This is a genomic window from Acinetobacter lwoffii (genome assembly GCF_024129715.1).
Taxonomy (GTDB): domain Bacteria; phylum Pseudomonadota; class Gammaproteobacteria; order Pseudomonadales; family Moraxellaceae; genus Acinetobacter; species Acinetobacter lwoffii_U.
Genome location: NZ_JAMXXM010000005.1, coordinates 1 through 22,224, shown reverse-complemented (window position 1 = coordinate 22,224; position 22,224 = coordinate 1). Strand labels below are relative to the sequence as shown.

Annotated in this window: 17 protein-coding genes; 7 read left to right on the top strand and 10 right to left on the bottom strand. The window is 45.9% G+C overall.

Translation table 11 applies throughout. From position 1 onward, the window contains the following. Positions 1 to 105 precede the first annotated feature (105 nt). The 5 genes from parC to NI462_RS05540 form a co-directional block, all read right to left on the bottom strand. The gene (gene parC, locus NI462_RS05560) at positions 106 to 2,325 is read right to left on the bottom strand and encodes a DNA topoisomerase IV subunit A (RefSeq protein ID WP_222112354.1); all 2,220 of its coding nucleotides are present in this window, start codon (positions 2,323 to 2,325) and stop codon (positions 106 to 108) included. A 165-nt stretch (positions 2,326 to 2,490) separates the two neighbouring features. Then, the gene (niaP, locus tag NI462_RS05555; protein ID WP_253159512.1) at positions 2,491 to 3,810 is read right to left on the bottom strand and encodes a niacin transporter NiaP; all 1,320 of its coding nucleotides are present in this window, start codon (positions 3,808 to 3,810) and stop codon (positions 2,491 to 2,493) included. Between the two features lie 129 nt (positions 3,811 to 3,939). Next, positions 3,940 to 4,584: a trimeric intracellular cation channel family protein gene (locus tag NI462_RS05550; protein ID WP_004644893.1), complete on the bottom strand. Its 645-nt coding sequence runs from the start codon at positions 4,582 to 4,584 to the stop codon at positions 3,940 to 3,942. A 61-nt stretch (positions 4,585 to 4,645) separates the two neighbouring features. Continuing rightward, positions 4,646 to 5,110 carry a YchJ family protein gene (locus tag NI462_RS05545; protein WP_005263978.1) on the bottom strand — a complete coding sequence of 155 codons (465 nt, stop codon included), beginning with the start codon at positions 5,108 to 5,110 and terminating at the stop codon, positions 4,646 to 4,648. 73 nt (positions 5,111 to 5,183) lie between these two features. Then, a complete protein-coding gene (locus tag NI462_RS05540) occupies positions 5,184 to 6,761 on the bottom strand; it encodes a TerC family protein (protein WP_253159510.1) in 1,578 nt (525 codons plus the stop codon). Between the two features lie 332 nt (positions 6,762 to 7,093). On the opposite strand from NI462_RS05540, the gene NI462_RS05535 reads away from it, so the two are divergent. After that, on the top strand, positions 7,094 to 7,714 hold the full coding sequence (locus NI462_RS05535; RefSeq protein ID WP_004732555.1) for an LOG family protein: 621 nt from the start codon (positions 7,094 to 7,096) through the stop codon (positions 7,712 to 7,714). Between the two features lie 66 nt (positions 7,715 to 7,780). Here NI462_RS05535 and NI462_RS05530 read toward each other — a convergent pair whose 3' ends face one another. Further along, positions 7,781 to 8,755 (bottom strand): hypothetical protein, encoded by a 975-nt coding sequence (locus tag NI462_RS05530; protein WP_225553512.1) that lies wholly within the window; start codon positions 8,753 to 8,755, stop codon positions 7,781 to 7,783. A gap of 153 nt (positions 8,756 to 8,908) precedes the next feature. Next, entirely contained in the window at positions 8,909 to 10,726 is a 1,818-nt protein-coding gene (locus NI462_RS05525) for a choice-of-anchor I family protein (RefSeq protein ID WP_435574962.1), read from the bottom strand. A 177-nt stretch (positions 10,727 to 10,903) separates the two neighbouring features. Between NI462_RS05525 and mdtD the strand changes: the two genes are divergently transcribed. The 6 genes from mdtD to NI462_RS05495 all read left to right on the top strand — a co-directional run bounded on the left by mdtD (position 10,904) and on the right by NI462_RS05495 (position 17,172). Then, a complete protein-coding gene (gene mdtD, locus NI462_RS05520; protein ID WP_253159508.1) occupies positions 10,904 to 12,295 on the top strand; it encodes a multidrug transporter subunit MdtD in 1,392 nt (463 codons plus the stop codon). A gap of 67 nt (positions 12,296 to 12,362) precedes the next feature. Further along, the gene (locus tag NI462_RS05515) at positions 12,363 to 13,142 is read left to right on the top strand and encodes a glycoside hydrolase family 25 protein (RefSeq protein ID WP_253159506.1); all 780 of its coding nucleotides are present in this window, start codon (positions 12,363 to 12,365) and stop codon (positions 13,140 to 13,142) included. Between the two features lie 58 nt (positions 13,143 to 13,200). Beyond that, the gene (locus tag NI462_RS05510) at positions 13,201 to 14,217 is read left to right on the top strand and encodes an MBL fold metallo-hydrolase (protein WP_253159504.1); all 1,017 of its coding nucleotides are present in this window, start codon (positions 13,201 to 13,203) and stop codon (positions 14,215 to 14,217) included. Positions 14,218 to 14,237: 20 nt separating this feature from the next. Then, entirely contained in the window at positions 14,238 to 15,293 is a 1,056-nt protein-coding gene (dinB, locus tag NI462_RS05505) for a DNA polymerase IV (protein WP_004281020.1), read from the top strand. A 222-nt stretch (positions 15,294 to 15,515) separates the two neighbouring features. Then, positions 15,516 to 16,826: a shikimate transporter gene (gene shiA, locus NI462_RS05500; RefSeq protein WP_253159502.1), complete on the top strand. Its 1,311-nt coding sequence runs from the start codon at positions 15,516 to 15,518 to the stop codon at positions 16,824 to 16,826. After that, entirely contained in the window at positions 16,816 to 17,172 is a 357-nt protein-coding gene (locus NI462_RS05495) for a RidA family protein (protein ID WP_253159500.1), read from the top strand. The genes shiA and NI462_RS05495 overlap by 11 nt, the downstream gene beginning before the upstream one ends. Before the next feature lie 55 nt (positions 17,173 to 17,227). Here NI462_RS05495 and NI462_RS05490 read toward each other — a convergent pair whose 3' ends face one another. The 3 genes from NI462_RS05490 to NI462_RS05480 all read right to left on the bottom strand — a co-directional run bounded on the left by NI462_RS05490 (position 17,228) and on the right by NI462_RS05480 (position 21,999). After that, positions 17,228 to 17,776, bottom strand: coding sequence for a DUF2726 domain-containing protein (locus NI462_RS05490; protein ID WP_004732580.1), 549 nt, complete (start codon positions 17,774 to 17,776; stop codon positions 17,228 to 17,230). 398 nt (positions 17,777 to 18,174) lie between these two features. Beyond that, positions 18,175 to 20,583: a YgiQ family radical SAM protein gene (locus NI462_RS05485; protein ID WP_004644879.1), complete on the bottom strand. Its 2,409-nt coding sequence runs from the start codon at positions 20,581 to 20,583 to the stop codon at positions 18,175 to 18,177. Positions 20,584 to 20,805: 222 nt separating this feature from the next. Continuing rightward, positions 20,806 to 21,999, bottom strand: coding sequence for an MFS transporter (locus NI462_RS05480; protein ID WP_253159498.1), 1,194 nt, complete (start codon positions 21,997 to 21,999; stop codon positions 20,806 to 20,808). Positions 22,000 to 22,224 lie beyond the last annotated feature (225 nt).

The following is a 22,224-nucleotide window of genomic DNA, read 5'->3' as shown; positions in this document are numbered from 1 at the left end:
TTTCAATATCACACGCCATTTTTAGACTTGTATATGTGCGATATTGCATCCATCTTGTTGAATCGTTGTTCATATATAACGTATTTCGCAGGATGGATGCTAGTCTTATCTTTGAATCAACAGTTTATTTGCTTTTTGATATCCGCGTGGTAAAAGCTGTCCTTTTGCACCGCGCTTACCGATATATTTGCGCAAATCATCCCCTTTTAATTTTAACTGCTGTTGTCCTGCAAGCACTTGAATTATTTCATCAAGCTTCAATATTGTCATGGACAAAATTTGATCGCTATCTTCAAGTTGTATCAATTTATTTCCTTTACCTTTGTTCAATACAGGTAATTCTGCTAAATCGACAATCAACAGGCGTCCTGCTGAACTGAGCAGTGCAACATGCGTGGCATCATCGAGTGGCTGCAGGTTCATGACCTCTGCCCCTTCAGATAAATTCAGGAAAGCTTTCCCCGCTTTGGCACTGGTATCCAGCTGCTTGGCCTGGGTTTTAAAACCATAACCTTTATTACTTGCCGCTAGAATTTCAGTTTCATCCTCTGCCACCAGAACCTGTTTAAAACCCACCCCACTGCCAGGAGACAGTTTTGAACTGAGCGGCTCACCGAGACCACGTGCGGATGGCAATGTGTTGATGGCCAAGGCATAGCTACGGCCAGTGTCATCTAATACATAAACGCGTTGATTGGATTTGCCCTGTGCATGACTCAAGTACTGATCACCCGCACGGAAATTCAGATTTTCTGCATCGACTTCATGACCTTTGGCACAGCGAATCCAGCCAGCTTCTGATAACACCACCGTTACCGGATCGGCCGGCAACATTTCAGTTTCATTAATTGCAGCAGCTTCGGCACGTTGTACGATTGGCGAACGGCGATCATCACCAAATTTCTTGGCATCGTCTTTCAGTTCAGAAATGATCAGGCTTTTTAAAGATTCTGGATTGGCCAGTTGTTCACGAATTACTGCCGCTTTTGCTTCCAGTTCTTCCTGCTCACGGCGCATTTCCATTTCTTCAAGCTTGGCTAAATGACGCAATTTTAGTTCTAGAATCGCTTCGGCCTGAATCTCGTCAATATTAAAACGCTGCATCAAAACTGGTTTTGGCTGATCTTCTTCACGAATAATCTGAATCACTTCGTCAATATTCAGATAAGCAATGATCAGACCGCCGAGAATATGTAGGCGTTTTTCGATCTTGTTCAGATGATATTGCAGACGGCGTGTTACCGTGGTTTTACGGATTTCAATCCATTCCAGCAAAATACGACGAATTGATTTCACCTGTGGACGGCCATCGGCACCAATCATGTTCATATTGACACGATAACTGGATTCCAGATCGGTGGTGGCAAACAAGTGACTCATCACCGATTCGGCATCAATACGATTCGAACGCAGAACAATCACTAAACGGGTTGGATTGGCATGATCCGATTCATCCCGTACATCACTGACCAGTGGCAGTTTTTTGGCCTGCATCTGATCGGCAATCTGGGTGATGATTTTGGAGCCTGAGACCTGATATGGCAGTTCGGTGATGATAATTTCGTTTTTATCGACGCTATAGACCGCACGCATGCGATAACTGCCACGACCTGTGGTCTGAATTTTTAACAGTTCAGCAGGCGGGGTGATAATTTCGGCTTTGGTCGGCAAGTCTGGCGCAGGAATATATTCTGCGATTTTTTCATCGGTCAGGTTCGGATTACGAATTAGCGCAATCGTCCCTTTGACCACTTCACGCAGGTTATGCGGTGGAATGTCTGTGGCCATACCGACAGCAATACCAGTGGTGCCATTCAGCAAGATGTTCGGTACACGTGCCGGCAAGTTCACCGGTTCTTTCATCGAACCGTCAAAGTTGTCCTGCCATTCACAGGTGCCCTGTCCCAGTTCAGACAGTAATAGTTCACTGTACTGGGAAAGCTTGGCTTCGGTATAACGCATCGCTGCGAAAGACTTTGGATCATCTGGTGAACCCCAGTTGCCCTGCCCTTCAATAAACGGGTAACGATAACTAAAGGGCTGTGCCATCAGCACCATGGCTTCATAACAGGCCGAGTCACCATGCGGATGGTATTTACCCAGTACGTCACCGACTGTACGTGCCGATTTCTTTGGTTTGCTGGTCCATTTCAGGCCCAGCTCACTCATGGCATAGACAATCCGGCGCTGTACCGGTTTCAGGCCATCGCTAATATGAGGGAGTGCCCGATCCATAATCACGTACATGGCGTAATTCAGATAAGCTTGTTCGGTAAATTCTGCTACGGAGCGGTTTTCTGTCGCATGATGCGCAAGGCTTGTCATAACAACCTATAGTCCTAAATAATTCGTTTTTGTATCAATGTTTCTTATGCTAAGTCGTGGCTGTAGATGACACAAGGGCATCAAATCGTTCAGCGCGACAATTTGTGTCTTATGGCCTAAAAATATCCACTTTATAGGCCCTAAGCAACTAAAAAATCATTCTGTTTATAAGCCCATTGATTCGAGGGTCTTGCCTTTGGTTTCTTCACCCAGGACCAGAATCACAATCGCGACAGCCACCAGAACTGCCGTAAACATGGTAAAGACATAGCTAAAGCCATTCGGCATACCCATCAGATGGGTTACGGCAAAAGGTGCCGCGATACCGCCAATCCGGCCAACAGCCCCGGCCCAGCCTGAACCAAAGGCACGGATATTGGTCGGATATTGTTCCGGCGTATAAGTATAGAGTACGCCCCAGGCACCCAGATTAAAGAAGGACATCAGACAGCCCCAAATCACGATTTCAGTAACACTACCCGACTGACCAAAGAAATAGGCAGAAATCGCGCACATGCCAATAAAGCCGGCCAAAGTCGGCTTACGACCGAGTTTTTCGACCAGCCATGCCGCCACCAGATAACCGGGCAACTGCGCCAGAATCATAATCAGCACATATTCAAAAGACTGGACAATGCTATAGCCTTCTTTGACCAGTAAACTTGGCAACCAGGTAAAGATGCCATAATAGGAAAAAATAATACCGAACCAGATCAGCCAGAGCATAAGCGTACGGCGCGCAAAGATACCCGACCATAACTGGGAAAATGAAATATTCTGCTTCTCTGCGACCGGTTTCACTTCAAAAATTTCATAGACTTGAACGCCACATTGACGCTCAATCTTTTTCACCAGTGCCGAAGCTTCCTCTATACGGCCACGGTTAATCAGGAAAGGAATAGATTCCGGCACCATTTTCCAGATCACGATGGCATACAGCGCAGGCAGGCCACCAATCATGAAAGCGGTTTGCCAGCCAAAATCTGGAATGATAAAGCGCGATACTAGCGCCGCGACCAGCCAGCCCAGCCCCCAAAAACTTTCCAGCAAGACAATAAAACGGCCACGTACATGCGCAGGAATATATTCACTGACCAGCGTTACGGCCACGGGTAGCTGACCACCCAAGCCTAGACCAACGATAAAACGGAATACCAGCAGCCAGGTCAGATTCGGTGCAAAAGCACAGGCCGCCGTGGCCAGGCTATAAATGACCAGGGTCGCAGCAAAGACTGTTTTACGGCCAAAACGGTCTGCCAGGCCACCTGAACAAATCGCCCCGATCGCCATGCCGACAAAACCGATCGACACCACCCAGCTTTTTTGATCGGCAGTCATCTGCCAGTCTTCAGCCATTTTTGCCAGGATAAAGGAAATCAATCCGGTATCCATCGCATCAAACATCCAGCCCAGTCCAATCACCACCAGCAAGGTGTAGTGAAACCTACCAATCGGTAAGCGTTGTATGCGAGAAACTAAATCCATAACAAAAATCTCTGATCAGGTGGAACGGGAGATGCTGCTTTCTCAACAGGTGGGCTGCTTTATATTTTTTATACTACGAATTGAGTTGAATACGGCTATTTTTATTGCCGCACTTCATACATTTAAAAATTAAGATTCGTCTTTGGAAGATGCCGAGTGCTCATCATCATCTTTATAAATGAATTTTGGCATTTCCAGACCAAAATAGATGGCGATCAGACGTAAGCTAAAACCAAAGATCAGGGTAGACAGAATGGTCAAATCCTGCGACAAGCCGTAGTGACTACAGAGCCAGTAAAAGATCACTGAAACAAAGGCAATACTGGCATACAGTTCACGGCGGAACACCAGCGGTACGTCATTACATAAAATATCACGCAAAATCCCGCCAGACACACCGGTCAAGACACCCGCAACGGCGCTGACCACAAAACCATGTCCCATTTCCAGGGCAATCTGACAGCCAATAATGGTAAAGCCAATGAGCCCCAAGGCATCCAGTACCAGGAAGACATTACGTAACTGTCGCATCCATTTGGCAATCAGGATGGTGACGAAGGCGGCGCAACAGGTCAGCACCAGATATTCGGGATGTTTGACCCAAGTCAAGGGATAATGTCCGAGCAGAACATCACGGACCGAACCACCGCCCAGTGCCGTGACACAGGCAATAATCATCACGCCAAACCAGTCCATGCTGCGCCGGCCAGCGGACAGTGCCCCGGTCATGGCTTCAGCGGTAATTGCAATAATATAGATGACGGTCAGTAACATCGCCCTGCTTCCACCTGAGGCTATGAGATGGCGGCTATTCTAAGCTAAATCTGTGTGAAAGTTATAAGAATCCGGCACAACATTGCTTAAATTTTTTCCCCGAACCACAAATGCAGGCCTGTTTCATGGTGATGTTATGGTCTGTAGTCGGATCCAGAAAATACCAGCGACCTTCAAACTTCACAAAATGCGAAGCTTCATGATGCACCTGTGCCTGCTTGCCATCATGATAATGTGCCTTAAACTCGACCAAGGCATGATTTTTATCTAGTTTTTCATTGGCTTGAACAATTTCAAGCTTTAACCATTGATTGGCTTTACTCCATTCACTAATTGCCTGCAGGTCCAGCGCTTGTTGCTGACCCAGCGCAGTCGTGGTTTTGATGTAATCGATTTCATGCTTGGCGAAGGCACTGTAACGGGAACGCATGAGTTGCTGTGCAGTCTCTGCGACCTTTTGCCCTACATGCAGTGGCTGACAACAACTGTGATATTCGCCTTGTCCACATGGACATGCTTCTGACATTTCAGTTCCATAAAAATAGCCCGACAATGCGGGCTATTTTAGCAAACTTTACAGGCCAAACATTGGCTAGAGTCTAGTCCTGTGCAGGAAGCTGCGGAATGATATGCACTTTGTCGATCTTATGACCGTCCATGGTGACGACTTCAAAGATATGCCCGTCTGCTTCAAACTTTTCACCACTATGCGGTAAACGTGCCATATGGAATAACACATAGCCAGATAAAGTTGAATATTCTTCGGTTTCATTGACCAGATCACGATCCAGCAATAAGGAAACGTGACGAATATCGGTAGAACCATCCAGAATCAGGCTACCATCTTCCAGGCTTTCTGCGGCGGCTTGCAGCTCATCTTCATCCGGGAATTCACCAGCAATCGCTTCCAGTACATCAATTGGGGTGGCAATCCCTTCAATCGAACCATATTCATTCAGGACAATCGCCATCTGCAATGGAGCCTGACGCAATTGCTCCATCACCATCAGTACCTGGGCATTTTCATGCACGATCACCGGTTCACGTAAGTGCTTTTCAAAATCCAGCACCCCGGTTTCAATGTATTCATTCAGGACTTTATGGGTCAGTACCACCCCGGCAATATTGTCCAGTTCACCACGTGCAACGATCAGACGTGAATGACTCATCTGCAATAACTGTTCTTTGATACTTTCAGCATCATTGTCCAGATCAATCCATTCTAGCTCAGGACGCGGTGTCATCACTGATTTGACCGGACGTTCAGACAGACCCAGTACCCCCTGTACCATGACACTATGATAGATGCCATTGTCATCATTAAAGACTTCATCGGCAAAGGCACGGGTTGCCAGAACATCTTCCGGTTCAGAAGAATCATTGTCCTGAGCAGGTTTACCACCCAGCATCCGCATCACTGCTGAAGCAGTACGGTAGCGCATATCCGTAGTAGTCACCATTTTTTCCTGATTGCGTTTCATGGTCTGGTTAATAAATTCGACAATCACCGAGAAACCAATCGCAGCATACAGATAGCCTTTCGGAATATGGAAACCGAAGCCTTCGACCACCAGCGAGAAACCGATCATCATCAGGAAGCCCAGACACAGAATCACCACGGTCGGATGCCTGTTGACGAAATCCATCAGGGCTTTGGATGCCCAGAGCATAATCCCGATGGCAATAATCACGGCAATCATCATGACTGACAGGTCTTTGACCATGCCAACCGCAGTAATCACACTGTCCAATGAGAAAACGGCATCCAGCACCACGATCTGGACAATCACCATCCAGAATACTGCATGGACCGGATTTTCTTCTTTGATGACCGGTTTGGCTTCCAGACGCTCATGCAGTTCCATGGTGCCTTTAAACAGCAGGAACACCCCACCAAACAATAGAATCAGATCTCGACCTGAGAAAGCATGATCAAAAATATGGAACAGTGGATCAGTCAGAGTGACCACCCAGGCAATCGAGGCCAGCAAGATCAAACGCATTACCAAGGCCAGCATTAAGCCCACAATCCGCGCTGCATTACGCTGTTCGGGTGGCAGTTTCTCCGCCAAAATAGCAATGAAAACCAGATTGTCGATCCCGAGTACAATCTCAAGAACAATCAACGTGAGTAAACCGACCCAGGCTGAAGGGTCTGACATCCATTCAAAGATCATACGCTTGGCTCCTGAAGCTCAGGACTGCAGCATGGAATCACCTGACGCTGTGACACAGCAAAACAGAATTTTTTATATTGAATAAGATCAATTATTTGGCGTAGATTTATAAAGTTAAACGGCCAACTACCACTACCCATCGTCGTTCTATTGTTGTGAAACCAATTTTTAGTATAGCAAGATCAAATCGAAATTCACCCTTTTTCATGGCTGTTTATCGATGAATTTTGCCTGGCTGTAATGCAGTGAAAATGCAGCTGCTCACAGAATTGTCATATTTATTAATTAAGCTAGAGTCACAAGAAAGAAAAATGATAAGGTGAAGAAAATAAATGCAAAGCGTAATTCAAATGACAGATTATTTTAAAGACAACTCCCCAAAAACAACTCGCCCTCTAGTGGCTCTCTATTGTGGTTCACGTGCAGGCAACAAACCGGTTTATTTAGAAAAAGCCATTCATCTCTCGCAAGGACTGGCAGAACATGGTTTCGGGCTGGTTTACGGTGGCGCCAGTATTGGCTTGATGGGACAGGTCGCGGATGCCATGATCCAGCATGGCGGTGAAGCCGTTGGGGTGATTCCCGAATTTATGCTGGATTATGAAATTGCCCATAACCAGCTCACGGAATTACATGTGGTGACCAGCATGCATCAACGCAAGGCTATGATGGCTGAGCGGGCCTGTGCCTTTGTAGCACTACCGGGTGGACTGGGCACGTTTGAGGAAATTCTGGAAATTGCCACCTGGGGGCAGCTGAACCAGCACCAGAAACCGATGATGCTCTATAACGTGAATGGTTTCTATGATGCCTTGATTGCACAGCTGGACCGTGCGGTCGAAGATGGTTTTTTACCGCCACAGCATCGCGCCAAACTGATCATTTGCGAACACGAAGAAGAAATTTATACAACTTTAACTAATTTAGGCCATCCGCAAAGATTTGTGGTTTAAACCATTCCAATTAAGAAAAAAGCGAGCACCTGGCTCGCTTTTTTATTGGATTTTTAATATCAGGACTTATTGACCATAATTCGTCACAAAGTCATAAAACATCGGCAAAGTTGTTGCCAGAATGACCGACATGGCCAGACCGAACATCAGTTTCATGGCATCTGCACTGACATTGCGTGACGTACGATGTTTGTTGACTTCATCCAGAATCATCGACATGGCAAATTCACGACCTGCAAGTAATCCCAGGAATACCCAAGTGGTACTCATTGGAATATTGCTCCACTCTTTGAAGATCAACAGGATAATGGCATACAGGAAGTCGATAATCGTCGCAGCACGAATGTCGGTCACACCGGTTTTGGTATCGACAATTTTCTGGATGGCCCCACCACGTTGATACAGAATCACGCCCAGCAACACTACGAATACCGCAATCGCAAACATCAGGAATTCAAACGGTACCTGACGCGGCACATACACGAAGATGTTAGCCAGATCCTGAATCAGCCATTGACTCCACAGGAAACCGGTAGAAACCCACTGCAAGCCCATCCAGACCTTGGAGTGCTCCTGATGACGTGTCTTGGCAAAATGCCGTGCCAGCTGCTTGACCACAAAACGATAGATGACAATCGCTACAATAAAGGCGACGGCATAGCCCATCATCGATTTGACCATCATCGAGCCTAAGCTGGCGGGAGAGAAAATCGTAAGCACCAGGAAAGTGGTACTGACTGGAATCCCGTATTTGGTCAGCATCAACAGCAGAATTGGCGGCACAATGTACAGCCAGGTAATGCCACCTTCAGGGAAAGGAATCGTTTCTAAACGACCGTATGAGGCATCACCCACCCCAGATGCATACCAACCATAGACCAATACGACAATTAAAATTGAGCTGATATAAATCCACAACACCCACCATGGGCGATGTGAATTCGAAGAAATAAATGTCCCTAGGGTTTGAGGTACATCATTTCCGACAATAGAGTAAGCGGCCAAACAGAAGCCGATCACCATCAAAATCTCGATTGTCATAAAAACAAACCTATACGCGAGGAGATTTCAGCACTGCTGAAAAGTTGGCCCAAGATTATGACGGTTTTATTTCATTTTAATGACAAAAATGTCATATATGCGGTCACCTTACAAAAAAGAGCACCGAAGTGCCCTGAGTCTAAAAGCTTTTGGTTACTTGAGATTTAATTGATAAATCGTGGTGCTGCCACTGACTTCATGGCCGACCACCAGGAGGGGTTTCTTATTCGGGGAGTCTTTGGCGGGGATAAATACCAAACCTTCCGGTCCTAAATCACCGGCTTGTCCCATTTCAATCTGCGCTGTGGTTGCTTTAAAATCACGTGAATTAATATATTGCACGAAGATTGGTGATGCAGGTGTAGACACATCATAGACCATGATGCCACCGACACGCTCCAGCCCAATAAAGGCAAAGGTTTTTTGACCAATCTGCCCCAAGGTCACCCCTTCAGGTTCCGGCCCTTTATTGTCACTGCGATTATCCAGTCCGGCTTCTTCATGATTAAAGTTGAAAATCTCAGGATGATGTTTGGCAATATACTGCTCAAACTGATCGCCCGAATCCCATACCAGTTCTAAACCGGTCTGCTGATCATTTTCCACCCAGATACTGACCGAGCGTGTACCAAAGCTATATAAATGATCATAGACCAGATTGCCCCGTTCATTCAGTTTGGCTGTACCATCGGCATTTTTTTGATAGCCTTCGGTCCACGTAATATTTAAACGGCCCAAAAGATGATCTTCACGGCAGTCTTTGGCATCCCCTACAATAGCACCGCAGTAGGCAAAGTTAGTTGGATTGAGTTCTGCACCTTTGGCCAATACCCGAAGATGGGCTGGTAAATCATCGCCCAGACGGCGGTCAAAACCTTTGGCATGGACCAAGTGTTTCACCCGCCATTCTTCTACAAAGCCTTGGCTGGTATCGTTATTGAAATATGCAGGATTGTTTTCACCCCAGGCACGGGCATCGCCTTCATTGGCAGACACAATATAGGTTTTGCCGGCGACCTCAAAACTTGCAATCGCATCTGGCATATATAAGCCTCGGACATTGGCCCAAGTTTGAATATTGATTTTGCCTTTACCGTCGACACCATCCACATCGCTGACATCCATACCATGACCCTTCATGCCATGATCTTTGAAGCCAAATGGATAAACAGCGAGTACCTTGGCAGAAGCCACATCAATTTTGGCCAAGGCATTATTTTCCTGTAAGGCAACCCAGGCGGTTTTTCCATCTTTTGAAACAGTGATGTACTCAGGTTCAAAATCCTGAGCTGTGCTGGCCTTTGGTCCGAAAATGCGGATGCCCTGTTCACGCAATGCTGCTTCCCATCCATTAAAGGCCTTAAAGTCTGCTGTACGAACGATCGGGGCTTTTAAATTGGCCAGACTAATGACAGACACTGAACCTTCTGGATCGACCTGATAATCATCAGAAGGCTCGCCTTCATTGGCCACCAGCAAGCTTTGACCATCCGGTGTGAAAGTCAACATGTCCGGCAAGGCACCCACCTGTACGTGGGCCAGCTTACTCAGGTCTTTGGCCTGATATAAGGCCACATAGCCAGGATCGGTTTTCACAGCAGCCTGAATCGCAATGGCGACAATGCCATTATGTACCGCGACACTGTTGACCTCAGCCTCTGGCGCAATGTCATCGACCGTGATAAATGTTATTTTCTTCGGCTGATCAGGTCGACTTAAATCCAGTACATCCAATACGCCTTCTTTGGCATTGACCACGAATAGGCGTTGACTCTCGGCATCAAAGGCCGGAATTTCTGCTGCACTTTGCGCAAACATACCCGATTCATAAGCAGCTAATTTGCTTAACTCGATCGAGTTCGGTGTAGCCTCGACGATTGGAACCGGTGTTTCATTTTCATTCTCACTTCCACATGCCACCATCCCCACAGCCAGCATGGCCACTATCAATGACTTTAATTTTAATTTCATTTTTTGTTGATCTATCATGAAGAATTCGTGACCAATTTATAACCAGAGCATTGCAGTGCCATGACAGATCGGTTGCAGTTACTTGACACAACACTGCTATAAAAGTTGACACGCTTTATATACGACAGACTCGACTGATTCCTTTAAACTATTCAAAATTTTCAGTTTTCCAGAATTATGAATGCCACGCCTACGCATCAAGCCTTAGATCCCGAGTTCAGACTGCTGGTCTTGTTGGTATCGATCGGATTTTTTATGCAGGGGCTGGATACCACCATTATTAATACAGCTCTGCCCGCGATTGCACATAACCTACAGGCCGATCCTTTACGCATGCACAGTGTTGTGGTGGCTTATGTCTTGTCTGTGGCAGCCTGTATTCCCTTGAGTGGCTGGCTGGCAGACCGTTTCGGCGTCAGAAATATCTATTTTGCTGCAATTATTATTTTCTCTTTGGCCTCTTTGGGCTGTGCCTGGTCAGATAGTCTGAATGAGTTACTGGCTTATCGCATCTTGCAAGGAATGGGTGGCGCCTTACTGCTCCCCGTCGGCCGTTTGGCCATGCTCAAGATCATTCCCCGTACCCAGTTTCTGGCTGCCATGAGCCTGATGAGCCTGGCCGGCCTGATTGGCCCCCTGATTGGTCCAACTCTTGGGGGCTGGATGGTGGAATATCTGTCCTGGCAATGGATTTTCCTGATCAATCTGCCGATTGGCTTACTGGGAGCGCTGATTACTTTTAAGGCCATGCCGAATGTCATTGAACCGCTGGTCGCTCGCTTTGATTATTGGGGCTTTGTCTTGCTGGTTGTGGCCATGGTGGGACTCTGTCTGGGAATTGAAAATTTTGCCAGTCCACAAAATTCGCTGTGGTGGAGTCTGAGTCTGATTCTGGTCGGAATCTTGGCGGCCCTGATGTATGCCTATCATTCGCATACGCATAGCAACGCCCTGTTCCGCAGTCGGCTCTTTAAAAATAAAATTTATGCGATTGGCATTCTGGGGAATTTTTTTGCCCGTCTTGGCGGTAACTCGATTCCGTTTTTACTCCCCCTTATGCTGCAGGTCGCCTTTGGTTTTGAGCCCTTTATTACCGGTCTATTGATGATTCCGACGGTACTTGGCTCTCTGGCGTCTAAACCGATTATCCGAAAAATCATTCAGCGTTTTGGTTATCGTCGGGTTTTGCTGGTCAATACCTTATTGGTGGGTCTGTGTATTGCCAGTTTTGCCCTGACCACGGCGGACACCCCGATCTGGCTGCGTGCAATTCATTTCTTTATCTTCGGCATTTTAAATTCCCTACAATTTGTATCGATGAATACCCTGACTTTAAAGGACTTAAGCCAGCAGGATGCCAGTAGCGGCAACAGTTTCCTGTCGATGATCATGATGCTGTCAATGAGTATTGGGGTGGCGCTGGCAGGCACCCTGGTCAACATGCTGAGTGCCTATTACGGCGCTGACAATCTGGTGGCTGCTTTTCATGTGTCACTGATCTGTTTGGGCGGTATCAATATTATTGCGGCTTATATTTTCTGGCATATTCCTAAAAACACCCCTGTTTAATACGATATATTAACGCCAGGCGAATGCAGCCTTTAAGCTCAGGTTTAGATACAGGTAAGAACTGAAAATGCAAAAAAATCTGGCTCTGAACAGATTCAAACAGCCGCTTTTCATCGGGCTTGGCATTCTGATCGCCGTGATGATTATCGCCATGATTTATCTTTGCCTGATGAAAGCCCCTTCTGCGCATGCAGCAGATTATCCGATCCAGGGTTTCGATGTATCACATCATCAAAAAGAAATTCAATGGCAGCAGATTTCGCCGGAAAAATACCGTTTTGTCTATCTGAAAGCCACAGAAGGTGGTGACTTTAAAGATACGCGTTTTCAAGAGAACTGGCTCAAGGCCCGGGAACGCGGCTTTCTGGTTGGTGCCTATCATTTCTATCGGCTTTGTCGCGATGGCAGCATTCAGGCACAGAACTTTATCGACTCCGTCCCCAAGCAAGCCAATGCTTTACCGCCGGTGATTGATCTGGAATATGACAGCAATTGCATCAATACCTATTCCAAAGAGCAGCTTCTAAACGAAATCCAGATCATGCACGATGCCCTGCAAAAGCATTATGGCAAACAGCCAGTTTTCTATATTTCTAAAGCATTTTATAATATTGTATTGGCAGGATATTTTCCAGAAGTGCCACTCTGGGTACGCGAGTATAAGGGCCTGCCCGATTTAAACAATCAGCCCAAATGGACCTTCTGGCAACATAGCAATCAGGGTAAAATTCCCGGCATTAGTACAACTGTGGATCTGAATGTGTTCTATGGCTCAGAACAGCAGTGGCTGGATTTTCTGAGAATGAATGCAATTGCAGTACCATCATCTACTCATCAGGCCAAATAAAATCGATCGATTGAAAACAAGCGCTTTATAAAAGTAGAAAAATAAGGAAATAAAAATCTTGAAATGGATTAAAGGTATTTTACTCGGTCTGGTGATTGTTCTGCTGCTCATCGCAGGTACACTGGCTTATCTGTTGCAAGCTTCGGGCAAAGTTAGTGACTTTCAAGCGTGGCAGCCAAAAACCGGCACATCCGTTCAAGGTCTCACCGTTAAATTTTTTGGTGTGTCCACCCTGTTACTCGATGATGGCCACGACCAGATCCTGATCGATGGTTTCTTTAGCCGGCCATCTTTGTGGCAAGTACTTAGCCGCCCTATTCAAAGTGACAGGCTACTCCTTGAACAACTGGTGCAACACCATGAATTAAGCCGGACCCAAACCATTCTGGTCACTCACTCGCATTATGACCATGTTCTGGATGTACCGGCCTTACTGGAAATGCTTCCCAAAACTACTCTCGTCGGTTCGCCTAGCACCCTGAATATCGCTAGGGCAAACCCTAAAGTTACTCCACAGCAATTACAGCCGGTTAAGCCTGGGCAAGTACAGCAATGGGGAAATTTCCAGATCACTGCCATTCCCTCACAACATACCCCGCCCACAGCGGTAAATGATGATTTAGGCGAAGAAATGCTGCAGCCTTTAACTCTTCCGGCTAAATTTTCCGAATTTAAGGAAGGTGGCAGTTTCGATTACCTGATTGAGCATGCGGGACATAAAATTCTGGTCAAGGCCAGTACCGGATTTATCCCGGATCAATTTAAAAACCTACAGGTCGATACTTTATTTTTAGGTATTGCCCAGCTCTCCAGACAATCCAGTGACTATCAGCAGCAATATCTGACTGAAACCCTGAACATGTTCAAGCCCAAAGTAGTGATTCCAGTGCATTGGGATGATTTTTTTCAGCCTTTAAAGCAGCCACTGCAATTTCTACCCCGCCTTGCCGATGACACTCCAAAAAATTTGAATCTTCTGATTCAGGCCGCCAAGACACAAGGGACAAAAGTCGTTCTGCTCAGCGAACCGCAGCCCTATTTACTCAACGCAGCCGTCGCTTCCCAATCCGATTAAAGCCCCTTAAGATAGCGAACATGCGCAAAATTATTCATATTGATATGGATGCGTTTTATGCCTCGGTTGAGCTGCGTGAACGTCCAGAACTGAAAGACTTACCTGTGGTGATAGCCTCGCATCATCCTCGGGCGGTGGTCGCGGCTGCCTCCTACCCGGCACGGGTTTATGGCCTGCGTTCTGCCATGTCCATGGGGCAGGCGCGCAAACTGTGTCCTCAAGTTATCGTGATTGAGCCGGATTTTGCCAAATACCGGCAGGTATCGGCACAGATTCATCAGATCTTCCAGCAATATACTTCCCTGATTGAGCCACTGTCTCTGGATGAAGCCTTTCTGGATGTCACGGAGAATTTACAGCAGATTCCCAGTGCCACCGAAGTTGCCATGCGAATTCGCGAGGATATTTTTCAAGCCACCGGATTAACCGCTTCTGCTGGTGTAGCGCCCAACAAGTTTCTCGCTAAAATTGCTTCGGACTGGCACAAACCGAATGGGATCTGTGTGATTAAACCTTCGCAGGTACAGCGTTTTATCCAGGATCTGCCCCTGAAAAAAATTCCCGGCGTCGGTAAAGTCACTCAGGAAAAACTGAAAAGCCTGAATCTAGAAACTTTAGGCGATTTACAACAGATTGATGAAGCCTTACTGATTCAGCATTTTGGCAAATATGGACGGCGGCTATTTTTGTATGCTCAAGGCATTGATGAACGACCGGTTGAGGTGGAACGGGAGCGCCAGCAAATTTCCAAAGAAACCACTTTTGATGATGACCTTCATCTAAATCAATGTCGCCCCTATTGGGAACCTTTACTTGGACAAGTATGGCAAAGCCTGCAAAAGAAACAGCTTTCGGCTCGCGGCGTTACGGTCAAATTAAAACTCAAGAATTTTCAGGTGATGCAACACAGTAAAAGTTTTAAACAGGTGCTGCGTAGCCCACAGGAATTAGCCCAAGCCTTGGACTTACTGCTCGACGATCTGCATATTGCCCCGCAGATGCAATTCCGGCTGATCGGTGTTGGCGTATATCAGCTCAGCGTCCCCGAGACTGAAACCCAGTTATTGCTGCTTTAAACTGTTTTTGATCACGTTTTAGGCATTAGTTTAAAAATACGGCAACTTTGTTTTTACATTTTGATTTTTTAGAGTACTCTATCTGCGCAATGCATTATCCATGTATGTGCTGAGATGCTGAAAATCACCTTTACTTTCAGCATGCTGTCCTGTGATTAGCGTGACGATCAAATCCGAATATTACAGGGCAACTCTGATGTAACTCATGGAATCCCCTCCTGCATGTCTTCTGTAAATTCTTCTGTTGTTCAAGAACAACGCGCACGTAAAGCTGCGCTATCTAGTTTTGTTGGTGCTGTTGTCGATTGGTATGATTTTCTCCTTTACGGCATTGTTGCAGCCTTAATTTTTAAAGATCAGTTTTTCCCTAGTATTGGCGAGAACATGGGCACCCTGGCGGCACTAGCCACCTTTGGGGTCGGCTTCCTGTTTCGTCCTTTAGGCGGTGTGGTATTTGGTCACTTTGGTGACAAGCTCGGCCGCAAAAAAATGCTGGTACTCACGGTAATCCTGATGGGAATTTCCACGGTCGGGATTGGTCTACTGCCAAATTTCGAGGCAATTGGCTGGTGGGCTCCGGTGCTGTTGGTGTTTTGCCGTGCCTTGCAAGGCTTTGCTGTCGGTGGTGAATGGGGCGGCGCAGCTCTGATGGCAGTTGAAAATGCACCCAAGGGTAAAAAAGCCTTTTATAGCAGTGGCGTTCAGGTCGGCTATGGTGTTGGCTTGGTATTGGCCACCGGTGCAGTGTCGATTATTATTGCGACACTGGGTGAAGAAGCCTTTGCCGAGTGGGCATGGCGTATTCCCTTTCTGGCCAGCATCGTACTGTTAGCTGTGGCGATGTGGATTCGCCGTGATCAGGATGAATCTCAGGAATTTGTAGAAAAGGTGGTCAAAGCAGACCATCATCCAGAAAAGCTGCCAATCTTGCAAGCCATCAGCAAACATCCAAAAGCTTTCTTCTATATCATTGCCTTACGTCTGACTGAATTACTGACCATGTATCTGGTCACCAACTTTGCCCTGAACTATTCCACCAGCAACCTAGGCATGGACAAACAGTTCTTCCTGAATATCACGCTGATGGTCGGGGTAATTAGCTGTTTCAGTATTCCATTTTTTGCTTGGCTGGCGGATAAATTCAATCATCAGAAAATGTGTGTCTGGGGCGGTTTGATTGGTGCGCTTTCAGCCTTTCCATTTTTTATGGCGCTCGATGCACAAAACACCTGGATGATCATTATGGGGGCAATTTTACTGGCGAACGTCGCACACGATATGGTGGTCAGTGTCCATCAACCGATTTTCACCTCCCTGTTTGGCACAGAATACCGCTACAGCGGTGCCGGAGTTGGCTATCAGGTGGGGAGCATCATTGGGGGTGGTTTTACCCCATTTATTGCAGCGGCACTGGTGATTTGGGCGGATGGTTCATGGCATTATGTAGCCATCTATCTGGCGGTGGGTTGTCTGCTGACTGCACTGGTCGCAGCCCTGATGCCCAAAACTCAGGATGAACAACATGACAGTTGAACGTTTACACGTATCGAAACGCTTTTCGGAAATTGCTATTGCCGGTAATCTGGTGCATCTTGCCGGCCAGCTGGCCACAGATGTCGAACTGGATATTAAAGGGCAAACCCAACAGACTTTAGATATTATTGACCAGTTTCTGGCAGATGCCGGCACAGACAAAAGTCACATCATGTCGGTAACTATCTATTTGAAAGATATTGAAAAGGATTATGCAGCCTTCAATGAAGTCTGGGATGCCTGGGTCGCTGATATCGAAGCCCTGTCTCGTACCTGTGTCGAAGCAAAACTCTATGATCCACGGGTATTGGTCGAGCTGACCGTCGTGGCGGTTAAACCGGAATAATGTTTCAAGATCGATACTCATAAAAAAAAGCATGCTTCTGGCATGCTTTTTTGTTTTAACCGACTGCTTTAATTTTACTGCGCTCTAAATCCGAATATAAATAATATTTTTTCAGATCATTGCTAACTGTATATTTGGGCATTTTCTGCATTTGCGCTTGCTCCTGCAAGAAGTCCTGGCGCAACTGATAATATTCCGGCACATCATCGTAACGAATCACCCGATAACCGGCCATGGTTAGTAATGCATCCTGAAAACCCGTCTGCTGGGGACGCTTTAAGATTAAGGGATCATCCACTCCCACCACGGCTAAAATCTGGTGCTGCTGATCCAGAATTACAAAATCTGCAGTCAGGTTGCGGTACTTATGTCGAGTCCGGTTAAATTTAGTCGTCATTAAGGCATCATAGGAAACATGTGCCAGAATAATGTATTCAGGTAAGACTTCTCTCAGGCGAGTGAAGGTCAATTGCTCATTCAGGTTAAAAATAGCACGTTGCTTTAACGCACTGTCTTGTGGTTTGGAATTATTTCCGAGCTTTTTCCATGCCATGAGCACGACACAGAAGAGCAGGAAACTCCCAATCATAATATAGGTGGTCATGCCTAAATCCTTGCATTCTTATAATCATTTTTGTTTTATTGTTGTGCAGTATAAACCCACGCTTTATTTTAAATAGAGCTAACAACCAATCTGTTTAAATACCCATACAACTGGTATCAAAACTCGATTCTATGTTACCTAAAGTGACATCTCTCTAGATGCCAATGAAAGTGGATTTAAAGTACTGATAATGCACTCTAAAACATCCATGGAATTGATCGCAATACATATCTGCCCAACTGTAGGACAATTCCGACAAAGTGTTATTTTTATATCACTTTTTTAAAGAACTTAGTCCAAATAATATATTCTTTTACACTTTCAACGAACAAGCTCAGGCTACGTTACTTTACCCAAGAGCTAAAAAAAGACACCGAAGTGTCTTTTTATTAACTTAATTATGCACGTGATTTGGGCTTCGCTTTGGGCTTTGGCCCACCAAACGGTTTTTTGGCATCGCCTGTTTCACGCGGCGGCAAACCAGTGTGCTGGGTCAGAATTTGACCACGTTCAGGACGTTTCTTGGTATTTGAAGGACGTGACTGAGCCTGTGCAGCCTTGCTACGATTCCCTTGCTCACCGGTACGTTTTTGCGAATCACCGGCAACCGTCGAGTTCTTCTTACGCGCCGATTGATACTGACCATCTGCACTGCCTACAGGCTGATAAGTCGGAATCAAATGCTGTTTCGAATTACCAATCAAATCCTGACGACCCATTTCTTTCAGGGCTTCACGCAGTAAAGGCCAGTTGTTTGAATCATGATAACGCAAGAAAGCTTTGTGCAAACGACGACGCTTCTCACCTTTCACAATGTCAACATTTTCAGTATAACGCGCCACTTTCGCCAGCGGGTTTTTACCCGTGTAATACATAGTAGTTGCAGTCGCCATCGGTGAAGGATAGAAGGTCTGTACCTGATCGGCACGGAAACCATTCTTCTTCAACCAAATTGCAAGGTTCATCATATCGTAATCGGTAGTTCCCGGATGCGCCGCGATGAAGTAAGGAATCAGATACTGTTCCTTGCCTGCTTCTTTACTGTAACGATCAAACATTTGCTTGAAGCGGTCATAGGTACCAATACCAGGCTTCATCATTTTATTGAGTGGACCTTTCTCGGTATGTTCAGGCGCAATTTTTAAGTAACCACCGACATGATGGGTGACAAGTTCTTTGACATATTCAGGGTTTAAAACCGCAAGGTCATAACGTAGGCCTGAACCAATCAGAATTTTTTTGATGCCTGGTAAAGAACGTGCTTTACGATATAACTGCGTCAATGGCGCATGGTCGGTATGCAGGTTTTGGCACACGCCCGGGAATACACATGACGGTTTACGACAGTTCTTTTCAATCTCAGGATCTTTACATGCCAGACGGTACATATTGGCTGTTGGGCCACCCAGGTCCGAGATAATGCCAGTAAAGCCTGGAGCCGTATCACGGATTTTTTCCACTTCACGCAGAATCGATTCTTCAGAACGGTTCTGAATAATACGACCTTCGTGTTCTGTAATCGAACAGAAGGTACAGCCTCCGAAACAGCCACGCATGATATTCACAGAGAACTTGATCATGTCGAATGCCGGGAAACGTGCATTGCCATAAGCAGGGTGCGGCAGACGTGCATAAGGCAGGTCAAACACGTAATCCATTTCTTCGGTAGTCAACGGAATTGGCGGTGCATTTAACCAGACATCACGTTCACCATGCTTTTGTACCATAGCACGCGCATTTCCCGGATTGGTTTCCAGATGCAGAATACGGTTGGCATGTGCATAAAGCACTGGATCTGCAGCAACTTCTTCAAAAGCAGGCAAACGGATTACGGCCAATTCACGCGGCGGTAACTTATGTTTAATCGCTTTAGAAGCCGGTTGCAGTTGCACAATTTGCGTATCAGGATCTAAGTCATCCCCTGCTCGCACAATCGGATTGGCGACATGTTCTTTTTGGAAACCTTGATACTGGCTAGAATCCTTCCCTTGTTCAATCTCACAACCCTCGATATCTTCAGTCATGACATACGGGTTAATAATTGGATCAACACGGCCAATGGCATCGACATCATTCGATGCAATTTCAACAAATTTGGCTTTAGAGGCACGGTTGTGTTTATTCACAATGAACGCAGTACCGCGAACATCAGTAATCTCGTGAATTTTCTCGCCACGTGCCAGACGATGCATAATTTCAGTGATTGAGCGTTCGCCATTACCGTACATCAAAAGATCGGCTTTTGAATCCATCAATACTGAACGACGGACTTTGTCTGACCAGTAATCATAATGCGCAATACGACGTAAGGATGCTTCAATACCGCCCAATAATACCGGTACATCCGGATAAGCTTCACGGACACGCTGGCAATACACGGTTGCCGCACGGTCTGGACGTTTGTTTGGCTGATTGTCTGGTGAATAGGCATCATCAGAACGGATTTTACGGTCAGCCGTATAACGGTTGATCATAGAATCCATATTCCCTGCTGTTACACCCCAAGCAATATTCGGTTTACCCAAAACGCGGAACGCATCCACGCTGGTCCAGTCTGGCTGTGCAATAATGCCGACACGGAAGCCTTGTGCTTCTAGCGTACGACCAATAATGCCTGAACAGAAAGACGGATGATCGATATAAGCATCACCACAAACTAAAATAAAATCACAGCTGTCCCAGCCGAGTTGATCCATTTCCTCGCGTGACATCGGCAAAAATGGCGCAGGGTCAAAACAAGACGCCCAATATTTGTCGTAATCAAACAACGCTTTTGGCGCAGTCTGCATGGTATAAGCAGTAGACATGGCTAGCAATTCTCGGCTGGCAGATGATAGGAGATCTAAAAATAAGATCAAAGATGAAAGCCGATTATTTTACCATGAATCGGCCCTAGCTTGCTTGATTATAATTTATACAAAATCAGAGACTAACTGAATCACGCTCTATTTGTCACTTGAATCTAAAGTTTAAATATTTCAAAAAAGAAATTGATTCTATTTATGAGGAGGAAAGCTTGGAAATAATCTCTAATTTGAACGGAGTTTTAAACTGAATGACAAACCCGTCAGTAATAACGCGGCAATAAACACAGTTAATCCTATCCAGCCATAATTTTCCCACACCAATCCGCTTGAGCTCCCCAACACACTTGAACCCAAGTAATAGCAAAATAAATACAGCGACGAACCGACTGCCCGATACTGTAACGACTGGATCGACACCCAGCTACTGGCGGTAGAATGGGCAGCGAAGAAAGAAAAAGTAAAAATCAGCAATCCGGTAAAAACAACAACCAACTGATTGATCAGCATCAGCGACAAGCCCACAAGCATCATCAGGATCATGGCTGCCAATATTCTGAATTTGCCATAATGCCGTCCCCAGTATGCTGCTCGAGGGGAGCTATAAATACCGGCCAAATAAGTAATCGAAATCACACCAATCCAGACATGAGATAGCTCAAATGGCGCTTGGATCAAGCGATAACTCAGATAATTAAATACCGAGACAAAGCAGCCCATCAAGATAAAACCTTGCAGGAATAAAACCAGAAGTTTTGGATCAGCGAGATTCTGCCTAAATGAGTTTTTAAAACGATTCAGCTTGATTGGATAGGCTTTAAAATGTTGCGAAGCGGGTAATAGGTAAGAAAATAATCCAGCGATACAAAGATTTAAGATACCGATAATCAAAGTGGCAGATTGCCAGGAGATAAAATCCACTAAAACTCCGGCAATTAAACGCCCTCCCATACCACCTATCGCTGTGCCAGAAATATATAAGCCCATGGCAAAACCGATATCTTTTTCTGCAATTTCTTCTCCGATATAAGTCATCGCGACCGCAGCGACACCACTGACTGTCAATCCAATCATTACTCGTGTGGTCAGAAACACGGACCAGATCGGCAATATTGCACTTAATAGTAATAATACTGAGACTGAAAATAGAGACCAGACCATAATCGGCTTACGACCGAATCGGTCTGATATTAGTCCAGTAAAAATCAGGCCAACTGCCAAGGCAATGGTAGAAAAAGATAAAGGGAAACTGCTTTGAGTCGGGCTGACCTGGAAATAATCAGCCAGAATCGGCATCATCGGCTGTACGCAATACAGTGATGAAAAAATGGCAAAGCCAGCAAGGAATAAGGAAAAAAGCACTGCTTTAAAAGCAGAAGAGCCATATTCAATATGGCTTGAAGATGAATTTGAGGACATATCCGCTCCATAGACCGGTTCAGTATACGCCTCTCAATTTTATTTTTATGTGATGTTTCAGTCGAAATAGCACATAAATAACATTTATTTGACTAAATTCCACGCATAAAAAAAACACCCCCGGCCTTATGGTCGGGGGTGTTTAGGAATAATGAGCTGGCGATGACTTACTCTCACATGGGTAACCCCACACTACCATCAGCGCTAAGAGGTTTCACTTCTGAG

Excerpts from the sequence above, each read along its gene's own strand:
- dinB (WP_004281020.1), top strand. The coding sequence starts at position 14,238 with ATGCGCAAAATTATTCATATTGATATGGATGCGTTTTATGCCTCGGTT.
- NI462_RS05545 (WP_005263978.1), bottom strand. The coding sequence starts at position 5,110 with ATGTCAGAAGCATGTCCATGTGGACAAGGCGAATATCACAGTTGTTGT.
- NI462_RS05535 (WP_004732555.1), top strand. The coding sequence starts at position 7,094 with ATGCAAAGCGTAATTCAAATGACAGATTATTTTAAAGACAACTCCCCA.
- mdtD (WP_253159508.1), top strand. The coding sequence starts at position 10,904 with ATGAATGCCACGCCTACGCATCAAGCCTTAGATCCCGAGTTCAGACTG.
- NI462_RS05495 (WP_253159500.1), top strand. The coding sequence starts at position 16,816 with ATGACAGTTGAACGTTTACACGTATCGAAACGCTTTTCGGAAATTGCT.
- niaP (WP_253159512.1), bottom strand. The coding sequence starts at position 3,810 with ATGGATTTAGTTTCTCGCATACAACGCTTACCGATTGGTAGGTTTCAC.
- shiA (WP_253159502.1), top strand. The coding sequence starts at position 15,516 with ATGTCTTCTGTAAATTCTTCTGTTGTTCAAGAACAACGCGCACGTAAA.
- NI462_RS05480 (WP_253159498.1), bottom strand. The coding sequence starts at position 21,999 with ATGTCCTCAAATTCATCTTCAAGCCATATTGAATATGGCTCTTCTGCT.
- parC (WP_222112354.1), bottom strand. The coding sequence starts at position 2,325 with ATGACAAGCCTTGCGCATCATGCGACAGAAAACCGCTCCGTAGCAGAA.
- NI462_RS05515 (WP_253159506.1), top strand. The coding sequence starts at position 12,363 with ATGCAAAAAAATCTGGCTCTGAACAGATTCAAACAGCCGCTTTTCATC.
- NI462_RS05530 (WP_225553512.1), bottom strand. The coding sequence starts at position 8,755 with ATGACAATCGAGATTTTGATGGTGATCGGCTTCTGTTTGGCCGCTTAC.
- NI462_RS05540 (WP_253159510.1), bottom strand. The coding sequence starts at position 6,761 with ATGATCTTTGAATGGATGTCAGACCCTTCAGCCTGGGTCGGTTTACTC.
- NI462_RS05550 (WP_004644893.1), bottom strand. The coding sequence starts at position 4,584 with ATGTTACTGACCGTCATCTATATTATTGCAATTACCGCTGAAGCCATG.
- NI462_RS05490 (WP_004732580.1), bottom strand. The coding sequence starts at position 17,776 with ATGACCACCTATATTATGATTGGGAGTTTCCTGCTCTTCTGTGTCGTG.
- NI462_RS05485 (WP_004644879.1), bottom strand. The coding sequence starts at position 20,583 with ATGTCTACTGCTTATACCATGCAGACTGCGCCAAAAGCGTTGTTTGAT.
- NI462_RS05525 (WP_435574962.1), bottom strand. The coding sequence starts at position 10,726 with ATGAAATTAAAATTAAAGTCATTGATAGTGGCCATGCTGGCTGTGGGG.